At 60.1% G+C, this 16,470-nt stretch carries 13 protein-coding genes; 5 read left to right on the top strand and 8 right to left on the bottom strand.

Annotated features, from left to right (window positions below; all coding sequences use genetic code 11):
* Together EOC93_RS05480 and EOC93_RS05475 are read left to right on the top strand one after the other, a co-directional pair.
* Window positions 1-603 (top strand): aldehyde dehydrogenase family protein (locus EOC93_RS05480; RefSeq protein ID WP_127204075.1); only part of this gene is annotated, 603 nt, incomplete at its 5' end.
* Between the two features lie 109 nt (window positions 604-712).
* Window positions 713-1,672 (top strand): hypothetical protein, encoded by a 960-nt coding sequence (locus EOC93_RS05475; protein ID WP_245461376.1) that lies wholly within the window; start codon window positions 713-715, stop codon window positions 1,670-1,672.
* Here EOC93_RS05475 and EOC93_RS05470 read toward each other — a convergent pair whose 3' ends face one another.
* From EOC93_RS05470 to EOC93_RS05445, 6 genes are all read right to left on the bottom strand, one after another.
* Window positions 1,673-3,247 carry a glycosyltransferase gene (locus tag EOC93_RS05470; RefSeq protein ID WP_095484326.1) on the bottom strand — a complete coding sequence of 525 codons (1,575 nt, stop codon included), beginning with the start codon at window positions 3,245-3,247 and terminating at the stop codon, window positions 1,673-1,675. It lies immediately after the preceding gene.
* A gap of 39 nt (window positions 3,248-3,286) precedes the next feature.
* A complete protein-coding gene (locus EOC93_RS05465; RefSeq protein WP_245461375.1) occupies window positions 3,287-5,419 on the bottom strand; it encodes a glycosyltransferase in 2,133 nt (710 codons plus the stop codon).
* Window positions 5,420-5,439: 20 nt separating this feature from the next.
* The gene (locus EOC93_RS05460; protein WP_245458119.1) at window positions 5,440-6,090 is read right to left on the bottom strand and encodes a bifunctional DNA primase/polymerase; all 651 of its coding nucleotides are present in this window, start codon (window positions 6,088-6,090) and stop codon (window positions 5,440-5,442) included.
* 120 nt (window positions 6,091-6,210) lie between these two features.
* On the bottom strand, window positions 6,211-7,557 hold the full coding sequence (locus EOC93_RS05455) for a glucoamylase family protein (RefSeq protein ID WP_127204072.1): 1,347 nt from the start codon (window positions 7,555-7,557) through the stop codon (window positions 6,211-6,213).
* 47 nt (window positions 7,558-7,604) lie between these two features.
* Window positions 7,605-8,357, bottom strand: coding sequence for an SDR family NAD(P)-dependent oxidoreductase (locus tag EOC93_RS05450; RefSeq protein ID WP_127204071.1), 753 nt, complete (start codon window positions 8,355-8,357; stop codon window positions 7,605-7,607).
* A gap of 203 nt (window positions 8,358-8,560) precedes the next feature.
* Window positions 8,561-9,490 carry a TIR domain-containing protein gene (locus tag EOC93_RS05445; protein ID WP_127204070.1) on the bottom strand — a complete coding sequence of 310 codons (930 nt, stop codon included), beginning with the start codon at window positions 9,488-9,490 and terminating at the stop codon, window positions 8,561-8,563.
* 459 nt (window positions 9,491-9,949) lie between these two features.
* On the opposite strand from EOC93_RS05445, the gene EOC93_RS05435 reads away from it, so the two are divergent.
* Entirely contained in the window at window positions 9,950-11,212 is a 1,263-nt protein-coding gene (locus EOC93_RS05435) for an O-antigen ligase (RefSeq protein WP_127204068.1), read from the top strand.
* A 788-nt stretch (window positions 11,213-12,000) separates the two neighbouring features.
* On the opposite strand, the gene EOC93_RS05425 is transcribed toward EOC93_RS05435, so the two are convergent.
* Both EOC93_RS05425 and EOC93_RS05420 read right to left on the bottom strand, forming a co-directional pair.
* Window positions 12,001-13,209, bottom strand: a complete 1,209-nt coding sequence (locus tag EOC93_RS05425) for a polysaccharide biosynthesis/export family protein (RefSeq protein ID WP_127204067.1) — start codon at window positions 13,207-13,209, stop codon at window positions 12,001-12,003.
* Between the two features lie 162 nt (window positions 13,210-13,371).
* On the bottom strand, window positions 13,372-14,046 hold the full coding sequence (locus EOC93_RS05420; protein ID WP_095484316.1) for a sugar transferase: 675 nt from the start codon (window positions 14,044-14,046) through the stop codon (window positions 13,372-13,374).
* A gap of 534 nt (window positions 14,047-14,580) precedes the next feature.
* On the opposite strand from EOC93_RS05420, the gene EOC93_RS05415 reads away from it, so the two are divergent.
* Entirely contained in the window at window positions 14,581-14,922 is a 342-nt protein-coding gene (locus EOC93_RS05415) for an exopolysaccharide production repressor exox (protein ID WP_245461374.1), read from the top strand.
* A 519-nt stretch (window positions 14,923-15,441) separates the two neighbouring features.
* On the top strand, window positions 15,442-16,455 hold the full coding sequence (locus EOC93_RS05410) for a glycosyltransferase family 2 protein (RefSeq protein WP_127204066.1): 1,014 nt from the start codon (window positions 15,442-15,444) through the stop codon (window positions 16,453-16,455).
* The last annotated feature ends 15 nt before the right edge of the window (window positions 16,456-16,470 follow it).

Genomic DNA, 16,470 nt, shown 5'->3' with positions numbered 1-16,470 from the left:
CGCTGCCCGGCATCGTCCCGCCTGGTCGTGACGGACGGCATCCATGACCGCTTCGTCGACGCGATGAAAGATCGCCTGGCCAAGCTGGTCGTCGGCGACGCTCTCGATGCGAAAACCCAGATCGGACCGGTGGTCGACCAGAGCCAGTTGAAACAGGACGAAGATTATATCGCCATCGGCCGCCAGGAAGGCGCCGATCTGGCCTTCGGCGGCGAGCGGCTCGATCGCGAAACCCGGGGCTTCTACCTGCAACCGGCGCTGTTTACGCAAGCCACCAACGCCATGCGCATTTCACGCGAGGAGATCTTCGGACCGGTCGCCAACGTCATCCGCGTCAAGGACTATGACGAGGCGCTGGCGGTGGCCAATGACACGCCGTTCGGGCTGACGTCGGGCATCTGCACGTCGAGCCTCAAGCACGCCACGCATTTCAAGCGCAATTCGGAGGCCGGCATGGTGATGGTCAATCTGCCGACGGCGGGCGTCGACTTCCATGTGCCTTTCGGCGGACGCAAGGGATCGAGCTACGGTCCGCGCGAGCAAGGCCGCTATGCGGCGGAGTTCTACACTACGGTGAAGACCGCCTATACGTTCGCCGGCTAATAAAGCCGGCAGAGCGGGTGCACGGGCGAGCATGCCCGTGCCCACGTTGCAACGGCGCTGATGCCTGGGCTAATGCTTGCAGATGGGCAGGTTTCGTCGGCTAAAGCTCTTGCAAAAGGCGGTTCATTCCGCCGCGCTGCCCTTTCTTCGCGTTCCGCCGCTGTTATGGTCTAAGGGCATCGGGCAGTTTTGCGATTTTGCCGGTCCACGCTGGTATCGATACGCACCGACCGAATCGGCACAGACGGAGGCCTTCTTCCGCAAGCACTATAGCGGTGCATATGGCGTGGTCTGGCTACGCCTGAGCACCCGGGCCAGGGAATTGCGTGTCTGCGATCTCGACACTTTCGTGGAAGTGGCCCTGCCGACCATCAAGGCGCCGTTCGCGCTGGTGACAACGGATGGCGATGCGTCGGTGCCGTCAAATCTCGCGAAAAATACCGTCGATCGGCTTCTCGCCAATCCTTTCCTGGTGTCCTGGTACAGCCAGAACTGCGTCGGCGATCACCCCAAGCTCAAACCTTTCCCGATCGGGCTCGATCTTCACACCATGCGTGGCTTTACCACGCCCAGACAGCTTGCGAGGCTTCTCGAAACCATTCGCCTTCGGCAAGACGCGCCGGACCGTCGCCCGCTCAGAATATTCTGTGATCTCAACTTGAGCAGGGGTCCGAGGGAGCGACGGGATCTGGTCGATGCCCTGAAGGGGTGCCCGCATGTTGATTTTCTTGACAGGCGGCTATCGCAGCACTCGATCTGGGAGCGCTATTCACAGTACCCGCTGGTCGTTTCGACGGCTGGAAGCGGCCTCGACTGCCACAGGACGTGGGAACTGCTGTATCTAGGCTGCATCGTGGTGACCAGGACGTCGCCGCTCGATCCTCTCTATGAAGGGCTGCCGGTCATCATAGTCGACGATTGGCGGCAGGTTCGGGACCCCGAAATGATGCGACAATGGGTCGGCCAGGTCGTGCATCTGACCGATCGCGATTACGTCTGGCAAAGGCTGCGGCCGCGAGCCTATCTGGAACCGATCCGGCAGGAGCTCGAACAGCGTCGATCGGCCTAATCACCACGGAACGTGGAGTATCTCAAGCTTGGGAAGACCGACGGGCCTGATGCCCAGATCGTTGGCGAGGGCGCCAAAGCCTTCGGTTTCGATGAGATCGCGGTAGGGAATTTCCGGGAATCGAAGACCGCCACGATGCAAGGCGGCGTCGACAAGAAGCATGGTTCCGCCGACCCCATCGAGACCGATGCTTTCGAGATGCCGAACATCGCTAAGGTGAAGGCGGCCTATGGAATAGGCAGGCGGCTGGTAAAGGCCGCCGCGTATTTCACGATAGTAGCGATAGTTCTTTTCCGGCTGGGTGGTGACGAAACTGTTGAGGTCGAAGCTGTCGCCGCCGGCGATCTTCACGCAGTTGGGAACCGCGATCCGATGCCCGCTTCCGATCAGCCGATTCACGACATCGCTTGGAAATCGCCACACATCGATGTCGATCCACAGCGCCCAATCGTCGTCCGCATCCAGCCCATGATCGATCAGGTGGTTGCGCACCTTGGCAATGGCGCCCCGTCTCTCGCGTTGCTGTCGCGGTTTCGTTCGCTTCGCCCGATCGAGGCGCGTGCCCAGACGCTTTTGCAGCAGGACGACGCCACGATAGCTGCCGGCAAGCGGCGCCACTGCCGCCTGCAATCTTTCCCAGCTTCCGTCCGAACTGTCGCCCTCGCAGAAGACCAGCTTGATCCTGTCCTTAGGGTAGTCGAGCGCCTGCAGCGCATCGAGGAACGGCTGGATATGGTCGGCGGCATCGCGCAGCGGCACCAGAATGGCGAGATTCGGGCCTGACGGCGGCGATGCCGAAAGCGCCGCCTGGCTGACGCTCGCTTTCGCCGCGGCCTCGTCCAGATGCGCGCCGCGTGTCAGATGGTGCCACAACCGGTAGGCGTGGTTGCGGACTTTGTCGCGCCGCCGCGTTGCCGGCCGCGCCGTCCACCATGTGCCCGCCCAGTGATGGATCGACAGCGTCAGCGCTCCGCTGCCGGCTGGCATGTCCGTGCGCCCGGCCGAGTCCACCGGCGTGAACAAGGAGGAGCCGTGTATGGCGAAGGCCGCCTGGTCGCCATAGCCGAGCTGCGCGGAGGTCAGCACACAGGGGCCTGTCGCGTCGAGCGCTTCCTTGGCATGGACCAGCCCCGGCAACAGCGACAAGACCTGCAGCCAGAAGGGATGCCGGGGCGGGCTCGCCATCGTGCCGTTGAACAGCAAATAGGGCAGGCCGCGAAACTTTGCCTGGACGAGCGCGTGCGTATCCGGTTCCTTACAGAGCACGATCCGATCCTCGTTCATGATCGGATCGAAAGCGGCGACGCATTCGCAGTCGATGTCGGCGTAGACTCCGCCAAAATGGTACAGGAGCAGATAGCGTGCCGCATCGGCGCGCAGCACACCATGTGAATAGCTGCAAAAGATCGACAGGAAATCCGGATAGTGCTCGGCGATGAACTCGAGCAGCCTCCGGTCGCTCCAGAACATCGTCGTCCAGCCGGGATGGTGCCGTTTCCAGCTTTCGACATACCCCTGGAAGCGGGCAGGGACGCTGTCGGTCTTCCACGTCTGGTGCAGGATGGGCGGGATCATCGGGGGCTCATCGATCGGTGATTGGAAAAAGCGTGGGTGTCATGTGCCGGCATCGTCCAGCCCAAAGCCGCCGCGGACGGCATTGCGGACGGCTTCAGGGCCGAACCTGGACCATGCCGCTTGATGCGCGCGAGCGCGCTGGCTCGCCATGCGCCTGCGGTCCAGACAAAGCTCGATGGCCATGTCGGCAAGCCTTTCATCCGAATCCGATAGAAGCACCTCTTCATTGTCGACCAGGTCCAGGCCCTCGACCGCCAGCGGCGTCGCAATCACCGGAATGCCCCAGGCCATTGCTTCGAGAGCCTTGATGCGCGTGCCGCCGCCTGCCGAAAGCGGGATGATGCTGAGATGCGCGCGCGACAGCAGTGGCCCCATATCGTCCGGATTTTCGACGAGGTCCAAGCCTTGCAGTCCGGTCAGAGCTTTCACGGCCGGCTTGGGGTATCGGCCGGCGAGAACCAGTCTTGCGGTCGGCAGTCTTTGCCGGATGCGCGGCAGGATGGTGGCGGCCAGCCGCTCGGCGGCATCGATGTTTGGCTTGTATCCGAGATGCCCGACAAACAGGATCATCGGAAAGCCCCCGTCGGTCGCGGCCTCGACCGGCAGGTCGACGGGGCTGTCTTCGAAACGAGGGATGCCGTTCGGCACGATGTCGATCGGCACCTTGCGCGGGGAAAGTGCCGCTAGTCTTTCGTGGTCCTGCCTCGAGCAGACCCAGGCTCTGTCGACGATGGCGAGCGCCTTTCTTTCGAGGCGCCTGACGCCAAAGGCGGCGGCGATGGCAGGCACCGATCTTGCATCGTCGGCGCGATGCAACTGTCCCGCCAGGTCCGACTCGACATTGTGCATGTCGAGAATGAGCTGCCCGGCCAATGGCCGCAAGGGCCGTAGCAGTTTGAACAGCCCAATGCCCTCGACCACGATGCTGTCGGGGGAGAATTCGCGAACGATAGCCTCGAGACGCGCCAGCGCGGAGCGAGGAATTCGGTTCTCGGCACGGATCCTCCACCAGCCGATCGAAGCCGTGCGGGCTTCCCCCTCGATGGTCAAGGCAGCCGTTTGAATGCGGGGATCGGCCGGTTTCGACGGATCGGCCTGCGGCCGGACCGAGACAAGGCAGACTGGCCCGAATTCTGCTGCGGCCACGGCGTTGCGATGGTTCCTGAGATCCGCGCCCGAGGCAGGAGGGAAAGCCGGATCGTAGGACAGCACCAGCGTGCGCCGCTCTTTGCCGTGGTTGGGGGTGGTAAACCTTGCATCCGGACTACGGTTTTCAGTCATTGCTCCGAACTGGATACGGGCGCTGTACTGCAATGCCTTCCAGCTCCGGCCGGATGCTTTGTGGGCGCGAACGGCCCGCATCATGCCCGCCGCATCGGCGTATCTTTTGTGCTTGATGAGCTGTCGTGAAATCCGCTGCGCGATCCAGGACTTTCGCCATTGAAGGGCCTCCCGCTCGACGCCCGATCCAGCCAGCCGGTCCAGTTCGAGCGCAATGGCAAGAAACGTCCTGCGCGGCGCAAGAATGAAACGCTGCGCCATTCTCGTTTCGTCGTGGTGGTAGAGCAGCACCGGAGCCGAGACGATCGCCACATCGAAGCGTGCGAGCAGCGCCACCCAGTAGCATGTGTCTTCGTCGAGGCCGATCGCTTCCGGAAAGCGGATCGTGGCCGTCGCTGATGTCGCGACCAGCGCGCTTCCCATGGCGATCGGCCAGAGCTCGTTGAGAAGATATCGCCTGGTGTTTTGGGCTCTGTCGCTGGTGTATCCGTGCGGGGTCTTGAGCTTGTCCGGCCGCCCGTTCGTGCGACGGATGCTGGCCCCGATCGACAGGCCAGCTTCGGGATTGCGCAGGAGCGCGTCATATAAAAGCGACAGGCCTCCCTCCATCAACTCGTCATCCGCATCGAGGAAGAATATGGATTTGCCCCTGGCCCGCGCAATTCCGACATTGCGCGCAGCACCGGCGCTGCCGAGGTTGACGCTGACGACCTCCAGCGGCAATCCGTATCGTTGCGCGCTTCCGATCGCGGCAGACGCGGTCTGATCGTCGGAACCGTCATCGACCAGAAGGATCTCGCCGATCAGATCTCTGCCTGAGATCAGGCTGCGCAGCGTCGCATCGATCGTCGCGGCAGCATTCCTTGCCGGAATGACGACCGTGACGTCCAATCGCGTTTCCTCTGATTTACTCACTGCCGCTCGAAAAAACCGCGGTTTCGCACACGATCATAATAATGCTTGAGCGGCGAGACCGGGCGCAGCGAAAGACTGGCGAGGTTCTCGACCAACTGCGGTTCGACATCGAACGGCGACTGGTTCTCCAACCAGCTATAGGAGGATCCGTCCTTCAGCACCGAGGGACTGCCCACCACGTAACCGCCAAGCGCCTTGGCATGGCCGACCCGGCGCATGCCGAAATGCAGGCTGGATGACACCGTCGGTTCACGTGTCCTCAGATAGACGTGGAAGCCGTTGGGCGACCTTGCGACCGGTGTGCGGTTTGCAATTTCACCATGGATGCCGAACCAGCCGCGATATGCGGCGGCGTTGTCGAAATCCAGGATCAGCAGGTTGGAAAATCCTCCCAATATGCCGACATTTCCGGCGAAGTCTCGAAACCAGCGCTCGATGTCTCCGCTGGTCGGTGGTTTCTGCGACAGTTGGAACGCAATGGAACAGAAGGCGAGTTCCTTCAGATCCTTGCGACGGGTCTGCAAATGCAGCGGATCATACCCCATGGCCTCGAGGTCGAGATGCTTGCCGCCGGCACGAAGCGGCAGGCATATGTAGCCCTGCGCCAGCAGCCGGAACGCATAGTCGGTCTTTATTTTAGGCAACATCCAGAAATGTTCCGCCCCGTGCCATTTCACTTCAATCTTCTTTAGCCGAATAGCACTTTCGTCAAGCGTTGGATGCGGCGCGGCCTGGGGCCTGCCAAGTTGCGAGCGATCCCTGTTGAATCATCCGACATGGTGGGCGGCCTGGAAAGCGGCGGCGGGCTGCGACAGCCAGCCGCCGCTGAACCCGGCCTTGCTCAGGCCGCGACGGATATGCGGGCTCGACCGCATCAGGTCCCAGATCAGGCGCGAGCGGTGGTTTTCGATCATCAGCACGGCGATACCCTGGTCCAGTCCGTAATGCGCATCCGATATCCAGCCGCTCGGCCCGAACTTCCGCCGGTTCGCCAGCGTCGGGTTGAAGCCGCTCGGCATCCTGAAGCCGTCGATCACCTCAGGATGGCGTTCTCTGAGATGGCGCAGCGCCGGCAGGCAGATTTCCGGCGCGAAGGGCAGCGATGCCAGATACGACCACGGCGCTATCGTTCCGTCGTCGGGGCCGAACGGCGCGCCGCGCGCCGCATAGCCGGAAAATTTGCGCGGCCGCCGCTCGATCCGCGCGCGGAAGTTGCCGGGCCCGTCACCCGCCGAAAGGCCCCAAAATCCTTCGCCGTAGCCGTCATAGCCGGAGGGATTGCGCTGCGCATAATCGCGGTGAAGATAGGTGGCGCGGCGGCTGTTTTCGAAATAGTCCGAGTTCTTCTCCCGCATGAACGCGTCGCGGATGCCGTCGAAGTCGATCCATGCATGCGAGAACTGGTGCATGAACAGCGGGCCGCCATAGAGCACATCGTAGCCGTAGATATTTCCCCACTGATATGTCGCCGTCCAGCCGGCATAGCTGTCGTCCGAGGCTGGCTTGTCGGGAGCGGCCATTGCCAGAACGTAGAGCACCGTCGCTTCGTTATAGCCTTCCCAGCCATAACGCAGAAAGCCGCTCTTCGGCTTCCAGCCCTGCCGCAAGGTCGAATTGCTGCCTTGCGCCCATCGCCAGTCGACGCGCCGGTAGAGGGCTTCCCCCAATTCGCGGATCTCGGTTTCTTCGTCATTGTCGCCCGTGAAATAGGCGCCGGCCACGAGCAAGCCGGCCATCAAAAGCGCCGTGTCCACCATCGACAATTCGCATCGCCAGGCGCGCAGGCCGGTCCGCATGTCGAGGAAATGGTAATAAAAACCCTTGTGGCCGGTGACGCCGTCGCCATTGCCTTGCCGGCTGTTCCAGAAGAAACGCAGTGCGGCAAGCGTCAGCTTGGCTGCTGTGTCTCGTGTCATCCAGCCGCGCTCGACCCCGACCGGATAGCAGGACAGGGCGAAGCCGACGACCGCGATGCTTGCCGGCCAATTTGGCCGCGACGTGTCGGCGACCAGTCCGTTCTCCGGGTTCACGGTTTCCAGGAAATAACCGAAGGCCGCGTGCTGGAAGCGGTCGAGCAGATCTTCATCGGACAGTGGAGGTTCGACCCTAAGCAAACGACGTGAACTCCAGTCGGCCGGCGGCAGATCGCGCCTGACGTGCTTCAATAGGTGGCCCGGCCGCCGGAGACGTCGAAGACGGCAGCCGTCGTGAAGGAGCATTCCTCGGAAGCGATCCATGAGATCAGTGCCGCCACCTCCTCGACCTCGCCAAACCGCGCCATCGGTATCTTCGACAGCATGAAGTCGATGTGCTGCTGGCTCATCTGCTGGAAAATCGCGGTGCGCACGGCCGCCGGCGTGACGCAGTTCACCGTCACCTTGGTCTTGGCCAGTTCCTTGCCGAGCGACTTGGTCAGGCCGATCACCGCAGCCTTCGAGGTGCTGTAGGCCGACGCGTTGGGATTTCCCTCCTTGCCGGCGATCGAGGCGATGTTGACGATCCTGCCGTAATTGCGCTCGAGCATATGCGGAACCAGCGCCTTGTTGCAGAAGAAGACGCCGTTGATGTTGATGTCGATGACCCGGCGCCAGTCCTCCACCGAATAGTCCCAGGTCGTCATGTTCGGTCCGGTGATGGCGGCGCTGGTGACCAGGATATCGACCGCGCCAAGGGCATCGATCGTCCGCCGGGCGGCCTGTTCGACCGCCGCGGGATCGGCGACGTCGACAGTCACGCCATGCAAATCGGCAATGACAGCCTTGGCCTGCTCGATCTGGGTGGGGTCGCGATCCCAGACACAAACGCGTCCGCCCTCTCCAACGATTCTTTGCGCGACAGCCAGGCCGATGCCTGAGGCGCCACCGGTGATCACGGCCGATCGTCCGGCAAACCGTCCCGCAAAACTCATCGTCATGTGTTCATCCTCCCAATCGGCGGCAAATGTGAAGTCAGCGACGGATAAGTTCAAGCCGGAGTCTGGAGCCTCCGAACAGGTTCGTGGTGGGCCAGGAGCAGGCGGTTGAGAAGCCCCTCCTGGCCGCTACCTCTCCATATGATACTAGGGCTGCGATCGCGGCGAGGCGGCAGGGCCGTCCGAGCGACTCCCATGCGCACAGTTCAGACGTTCTTGATCGACTTCCAATGGCTCAGCCGCTCTGCGATCAACTCCACGCGCTGCTGATTGTCGCGGCCGTCCAGGATGCTTAAGTCCTCAGGAGCGGCGCGCAGATAGACGCCGGAGGTGCGCGCGTTCAGTTTTGGCTGTGTGTCGGCTCGTGTGGTGAAGTACCCGGACGCGCGATCGGCGGACTCCAGCCGGATCTCTCCTGTCCCGTACAACTGCGACGCGTTCGCGTCCAAGGGTCGTTCTCCATTCCAAAAGTAGAAGATGCCGGGAGGCTCCTTTCTCTCCTTTACCGCTTCGCTCCAGTATCTGGCTGACAGACTGCCATTCTCTTGCCATGAGCGACCGGTCAGCTCCAGCGCGCCATCGCGGTCTCGCGAGATACGCAAGAGGCTCACGGCGGAGGGCTCCTTTACGGTCCGTTCCGACAGGGAAAATTGCCACCAAAGGCCCTCTATCCGGGCGACACGACTTTCATTCTCGATCGCATTCCGAAGCTTTTGGTTGATCGCCCTCATCTCCGCGCCGGTCGTCGCCTCGCCATACCTTACGGAGGTGAGACCGAGGAGATCGCTTGGAAGCTTGGAGCCATTGGCATGGAGGATGAACGTCCGGCGCATTCCAAGGACTCCGCCGAAAAGGCCGGCCTCGAAAACCACATTGTCTCGTGGAGAAGCTTGAGCGGATGCCGTCGCAGACGATGCCGGCTGGCTCACACTGGTCCAATCGTCTTGAGCGAACACGAAAGCGGCGAAGTCGACTTCACGCGTAAGCTCGAGGAGGCGCCCCAGGGTGGTTGTCCCAGGATTGAAGGACGTCGTCCAGGGTTCCACATGCGCGATGTCTTCAAGACCGCGTGTCAGCGCCTGCAGCAGTTTTTTCTGCTTCCCCGACGAGCCCAGGAAGATTCGAGGTTTGTCCATCCGTTTGCTCCAACCCAGCAGATCGGGGGACCAGCGTCTGCCAATTATCCTGCGGCCATTGGTCTGATTGTCCCCGACATAGGGTACGCGGAGGGTCTCATTTATTGCAACGGATGCAATGAATGCCGGCTGCTATTTTTCGTCAGGTGCTGGAAGAAAAACAGTTCCGCGGTGGTGATGCCAAACCGCTCATAAATGCGGCGGCGATGGTTCTTGACAGTGCCGATGGGTGATGCCCAGCCGTTAGGCAATGTTTGCGGCCACAGGCTGCGATGCTCGGTTCTTGCCCGGCCCATCGGTCGTTCACCGCCCGCCTTGGGCATCCTTATGGCTGTTTTTGCCTCATTTGGGTGACAGGCTGCGGGGTATGGGTTATATTGCACTGCACAACGGAAGCGTCCGCGCTTGGCGCGGCGGCAAATCGGCATTGAACTGCATGGACGGGAATCCGCTACCGAGATGAAGATTCCAAAATCTCTGTTGGTCGACCCGGAGAAGAACACGGTCTACGGCACATTTGCTGTTGCCATCTCCATTTGGGCGTTCTCCTATTCCTCCGTCTTCGGCCAGATCCTGATCCTGGCCTATTATGCGGTCTGGCTTCCCCTTATCCTGGTGGACTACCGGCGGCTGTTGCGACATGTGTCCAGCGCATGGCTCCCGCTGGCGTTTGCCATCTACGTCTGCCTGTCGGTGTTCTGGTCGGATGCTCCCGGCATCACGTTGAGGACGGCAGTCCAGTATTGCTCCCATATCGCCTGCGCCTACATCGCGGCACGCACCGTCAGCGTCCGGACGTTGACGATAGGCTCGCTGATCGGGATTTTTCTCGTCCTGCTCTATTCGCTCATGGTCGGGGGTTATTCCTATGACGTTCTCGACGGGACGTACAATTTCGTCGGCGCATTCAGCTCCAAGAACCAGATCGGCTTTGTCGCATCGCTGGGTGTCTACTTCTGCGTTGTCTTCCTGGCTTTTCTCAGGCGCGGCCGAATAAGCCTTTTCTTGACGGCGCCCGTCGTCGCCCTGTCGGCCTATCTGCTGGTCATTGCGCATTCGGCCACCTCTATGGCTTCGATACCGGCAGTTCTCGCTCTGGTGGCTCTGCTTGCCATGGCCAAGAAGCTTTCGCTCCGCTATCGACGGGTGATTTTCCTGGTCGGCACATGCGGGCTGATCGCGGTCACCCTGGTTGCCTTTGCGGGACTTCTGGATTTCGTCCTTGGCGTCTTCGGAAAGGATTCCACGCTCACCGGACGGACTTATCTCTGGGAGCAGGGCTGGGAGGCGGCGCAGCAAGCGCCGATCCTCGGCGTCGGCTATGCGGGCTATTGGGTGCAGGGTTTTGCCGAGGCCGAGCGGCTTTGGAACGAATTCTACATCACGACCCGATCAGGCTTCCACTTCCACAATACCTATATCGAAGCCCTCGTCGAGCTTGGCTATGTCGGGGCGACGCTGATTTCGCTGATCATCGTGCGCACGCTGTGGGGCCACATATCGGCGTTGATATTCAGGACGTGGCAAGCCGAGTCTGTGATTCTTGCCGGCGTGATGGTGCTTCTGTTCATCCGGTCCTTCGTCGAGGTCGAGACCCTCAACCCCTACATCATGGGCTCCTTCCTTCTGTATTACAGCTACTTCAAGCTGGTGAGGGTGTTAGTCGCCCGTCCCCGGTGGACCGCGGCCAACCTCGCGGAACCAGAAACCGCAAGGGGCTAAGCAAAGCGCTAAATGTCACCTAGAGCAATTCCAGGAAAAGTGTGCAGCGGTTTTCCGTCCGGAATTGCGCGAAAACAAACAGCTCTAGCTTTTCGTCTATCAAAATGAGATCAAAAACGAATATAATCTTGGGGCGCCACTAGTTCGCGAATTATTCGGGCAGGATTTCCTGCAACCAAGCTTCGTGGCGGTGCACTTTTGGTGACCACAGAGCCGGCTCCAATTACGCTATGATCCCCGATTTCCACCCCAGGCAGGATTATTGAATTTCGGCCTATCCAAACATTATCACCAATTAGGACAGCTTTCGCTTTAACACCGGCACCATCTTCGACCTCATGATAGTTTGAGTCTTGGATTACAACCGAATCGCCAATAAGGCATCTTTTTCCGATGCTTACTGCGACTGATGCGTCGATCATGACTCCGCTGTTTATAAAAGATTTAGAGCCAATTGACAGGCTTGCGTTCCGGCGTGCATGAAACCAGGAACGTGACCCCAGCCCTCGAAACGAAACGCGAGAGCCAAATCTAAAATTGCCTTTTCCTGCTATATGAGGCGAGACTCCAAGCACCGAGACTCGATCGGATATTTCGATACCCCTCATTACCCAAATGAATGTAATGATTGTGCCTTTAATATACCTTCTAGCACGATAGATATTCACTACGCTTCCCCCACGGATAGCCGCTCCTCGCCGAGGAGCGTGCATCTATGCGGACGGCCTTGGCGTGACGCTCCCTTTGAGCGTCAGCTGACCTCGGGGTATTCGATTTCTCGAAACGGCCTATTGGCTAGCCATCGGCGCCAACTTCACCTTGATCACGTCCCCGGGCAGCACGGGCGTGTCTTCGCTGGCGGCGATTTCGCTGCTCTTTCCGTCGACCACCCGAACCAGGCCAAACGACATTGTTGGCTCTTCGCCGTCGCGATAGCGTTGCAACGCCGGGTTCCCCGACATGGCTTCGGCCATCAGGCCTGTTTGCATGTTCATCTTGAGCATTGTTTGACTGAGATCGGCTTCTGCCTGTTGCCGATCGGTGGCGAGGCCCGCATTCTGGGTGTTTTCCAGATCGATGGCGTCCTGATTGGCCTTGCTGATCGACTGCTTGGCGGTGAGGATGGCCGTTTCGTAATCCAGGATCTGGCCTTCCAGGTCGGCGATCGTTTGTTGCGAAGTCAGAACCCGCGTGTTGACGACAAGGCCCTTTTGCGCCAGCGAGCCGATGCCGCTCAGCTGTTCCTTTGCCAGGTCGACCTGCCGCTGCTGGTTGACGATCTTTTTCTGCAGCGAATCAATCTCGCTCTGCAGCAGCGTCTTCAAATCATCGAGCGCCTGAAGGCGCAGTTTGAGATTCTTTTGATCGGCCGTCAGGATCGCCATCTCGTCGGCAACGATGCTTGCCAGTTTCGGATCGTCGGCCACCTCCTTCGGCACGTCGAACGTCGACTTGTCCGCTATCTCCGCTTCGATGCGCGCGCGCCTGACGATCAGCCGGACCCGTTGGTCTTGGAGAACGTCAAAATCGCCCTTGGCATTGATCATGTCGCGGTCGTACCGCTGTCCTTCGGGGCTCCGTCGGACACCGCCGGCGATGCTCATCGCCCTGAGCACGGTCAGGTCCGGCACGTAAGGATACTGACCGGGCGTCTGGACCTCCCCGGAAATGTAGAACGGCCTGTACTGCGCCATTTCGACGGAGGCTTCCGGCCGGTCCGCCAGAGCGAGCTTGCGCTGGAGCGCCTGGCCGATCGCTGCCGCGACCTCGGATGTAGTCTTGCCGGATGCCGGCATTTCGCCGACGAATGGCACGGACAATGTTCCGGCAGGACCGACCGTGTACTCTCCGTTGACGGCCGTCCAGTCGCGGAACGTGCCTTCAACGGTCTGCCATTCGGCCACGCGGATGGTCAGCTTGTCCTGCGATCCCAGGCGGTACTCGTCGGCGGTGGCGAGTTGGGGAACGGCGAGCGTCAGCGTGAGGCAAGCAGTCATAAGCCGCATCCGTCGCATGTGATTGCTGACAGTGCCGGCGCAGGAGATTCCGAAGATGTGTGTTTTCAACTGAGCTTTTTCCGATCCGCTTTGGCCCCGCCCGATGAAGCTTGCTGCAGAATGCTTGGCGTCTGGACCGTCACTCACCGGCTCCCGGCCGGGTCAGTAGCAGCCCCGCGACATCCAGACCGCAGGCACGGTCTTGATGATGATGCGAATGTCCTCGAATAGCGACCAGTTCTCAACATAGTGGCGATCGAACGCGACGCGGCTGTCGTAGGAAACGTCGTTGCGGCCACTGACCTGCCAGAGCCCGGTCAGGCCGGGGCGCGATTTCAGGTAATAGACAGCCGAACTGCCATAGATTTCGAGCTCGTCGCGCACGACGGGGCGAGGACCGACAAGGCTCATGTCGCCCTGAAGGATGTTGATGATCTGCGGCAGTTCATCTAGGCTGAGCTTCCTCAGCACGGCCCCGACGCGCGTGACGCGCGGATCGTTCTTGAGCTTGCGGGTCGCTGTCCATTCGGCATTGGCGTCCGGATTGGCGGCAAGATATGCCGCCAGCACCCGTTCACCATCCTGAACCATGGTGCGAAACTTGAGGCACGGGAAAATCCGTCCTCCCCGACCGATCCGGCTGTGACCGTAGAAAATCGGCCCGCCGTCGGAAAACTTGACAAGCAGCGCGACCATAACAAACAGCGGACTGAGAGCCACCAGGCCAATCAGTGAGCCGGCAATATCGAAGCTGCGTTTTAGCAGGCCGCCGATTGGTGGAAAATCGATGCCGGCCTGCGAAAAATCCGCATCGGCCGACTTGGCTACGTCCCTCATGCGTAAACTCCATACGTTGAACGGATGGTTTCGCCCACAATATCAAAAAAATGCTGCATCGCAACACACAATTTCTCGATCGCTTGAAATAATCACGTCATGAATTGACTAAATAATAAACCGATCCTGCACAAATTTTGATCTTTATGGCACGTTCGTGACAGATTATGGGCAACTTTGAAAAATCTAGTGCCTTTTTGAGGCTGATTTTAGGCGAATCGCTCTTTGTACCGCGTCATGGAACATAATCGTGCTTTAGCTTCCGAGACATATATAGATTTTAGAGTAAAATACTAATTAATATTATGGGTCTTACTGGAGGGGTTCCATATCCGGTGATTGGCCATGATGCAGACGTGTGCATCGCAACATGGCAGAGTCGATCCCGCGAACGCATCCAAAATTATTTGTGGTTGGCCTTGCCCGCTATTGCACACCTTAATAGAGTTGCAAATTGTTTCTGTCAGAGTATGGAACAGCGTGGGAAAGGCCGAAAGCAACCGGCCAAAAAGCGGGCCGCCTCAACGAGCTCGCATGGCGAAGGGAGGCTCGGGGTGGGTCAATCATCGATTATTGCCCGAGCAGGTTGACGGGCTGTCGGGTATGTCGTTACCAAAATTCATTGTCGGCATGATTTTCGCTCTGGCGATCGTGGTCGCCTGGTCTCATCTGGGCGGCGCTTCGCTCGGCACGACGCTTTTTCGCGCTATGGCTTGCGCCATCGTCATTCAGCTAGGCTATTTTTTGCTGGTTTTCGTCATGGTTGCCAGAAACACGCCGACATCGGCTGATAAGATTCGCGATGCCGAACGAAAGCTGAGTCCGACCGAGACGGCCGATGGCGAGAAGTTCAGTGCCAGGAGAAGCCTGCACTGACCCGACGTCAGGTCGCGTCGGTTGGGTTCCTGTCGGACTGCTCGCCTTACAGCATCCTGGACAACTGACCTCCGGATTTTTCCATCAGCCTCTGATCCGCTGATTCACTATCTGATTTTGCCTGACCTTGACGATGCGGCCGTTTTCCATCGCGACCACCTGGTCGGCGAAAGCGAGGATCGACGGTCAGGGTCGTCATCGCGCCGCGGCCGGTCGATCGACTGGGTGATCAGCGATTCGAATGCGCTGACAGCGCTATCCAGAATGGTCAGGGGCGGTTTGCGAAGCGGCGCGTCGATTCGCTGGCATTACACCGCCCATCGATTTGCGCCATGACGACACCGAAAGGAAAGACTGGACGGAGCGAATGATTTTGGCGATGCTTCGCACTTGCAGCATAAGCGCCGGCTGACGCTCTTTCGAACAGCCGGACAGTCGGTGAGGACGAGAGTTGCATCGGACATTCAACGGGGGGCGGCAAGAAATTCGGAGCCACCTTTGCAGTCGAGAGACGAATTGATGACAAAACCCGAGGTCTGCGTGATCATCGCTGCCCGCAACGCGGCGCGGACAATCCCGGTTGCCATCGCATCGGCGTTGCGCGAGCCGGAGGTGGCGGAAGTCGTCGTCGTCGACGACGCTTCCACCGACGATACCGCGAAAGTCGCTCGGGCAGCCGACGATGGCAGCGGCAGGCTTTCTGTAATCCGGCTCGACGTCAACGGCGGTCCTTCCTTCGCCCGCAACGCCGCGATCGCCAGCTCCAAGTCACCGTTCATCAGTATTCTGGACGCCGATGATTTTTTTCTCGAGGGCAGATATCGCGAGTTGTTCGCCAGCGCCGATTGGGATTTCGCTGCCGACAACATCATGATGATCAGGGACGATGCGGTGACCGATGTCTCTAAAATCGCCGCTCCGCAATTCTCGGCCGACCCGGAATTTCTCGATTTCGAGCGTTTCATCGAAGGCAACATCTCCAGTCGCCGTGTGCAGAGAGGTGAGCTGGGCTTCCTCAAACCGGTGATCAGCCGCGCTTTTCTCGACCGGCATGGGCTGCGCTATGACGAAAACCTGCGGCTGGGCGAAGACTATGAGCTCTACGCGCGCGCGGTTGTTTGCGGGGCACGCTTCAAGGTCATCAGGTCCTGCGGCTATGGCGCCATCGTTCGCGCGGATTCGCTGAGCGGCCAACATAAGACGCAGGATCTCAAGCGTCTGGCCGACGCGGATCTGGCGCTGCTGGCGATCGACAGTTTGCCGGAAGGCTCTAAGGCGGTGCTCAGAAGGCACGAACGGCAGGTGCGCGACAAATACCGGTTGCGGAACTTCCTCGACGTGAAGAACGAGCGGGGGCTGACGTCGGCCGCGGCCTACGCCCTGGCCAGCCAATCCAACCTCATCCCCATCGTTCGCGGCGTGGCCGCCGACAAGCTGGATGCGCTGTTTCGCCGCGCCGGCTTTGCCGCGAAGCAGCCTGTGCCGCCGCTGCGCTTTCTCATGGCCGCAACGAGCCCGCTCGGCGAGACTTGAGCTTGTCCGCGAGCG

Origin of the sequence: Mesorhizobium sp. M6A.T.Ce.TU.002.03.1.1, from assembly GCF_003997275.1 — a bacterium.
Taxonomy (GTDB): Bacteria; Pseudomonadota; Alphaproteobacteria; order Rhizobiales; family Rhizobiaceae; genus Mesorhizobium; species Mesorhizobium mediterraneum.
Note: the sequence above shows the minus strand (reverse complement) of the source record. Positions and strands in the feature narration are given on the sequence as shown.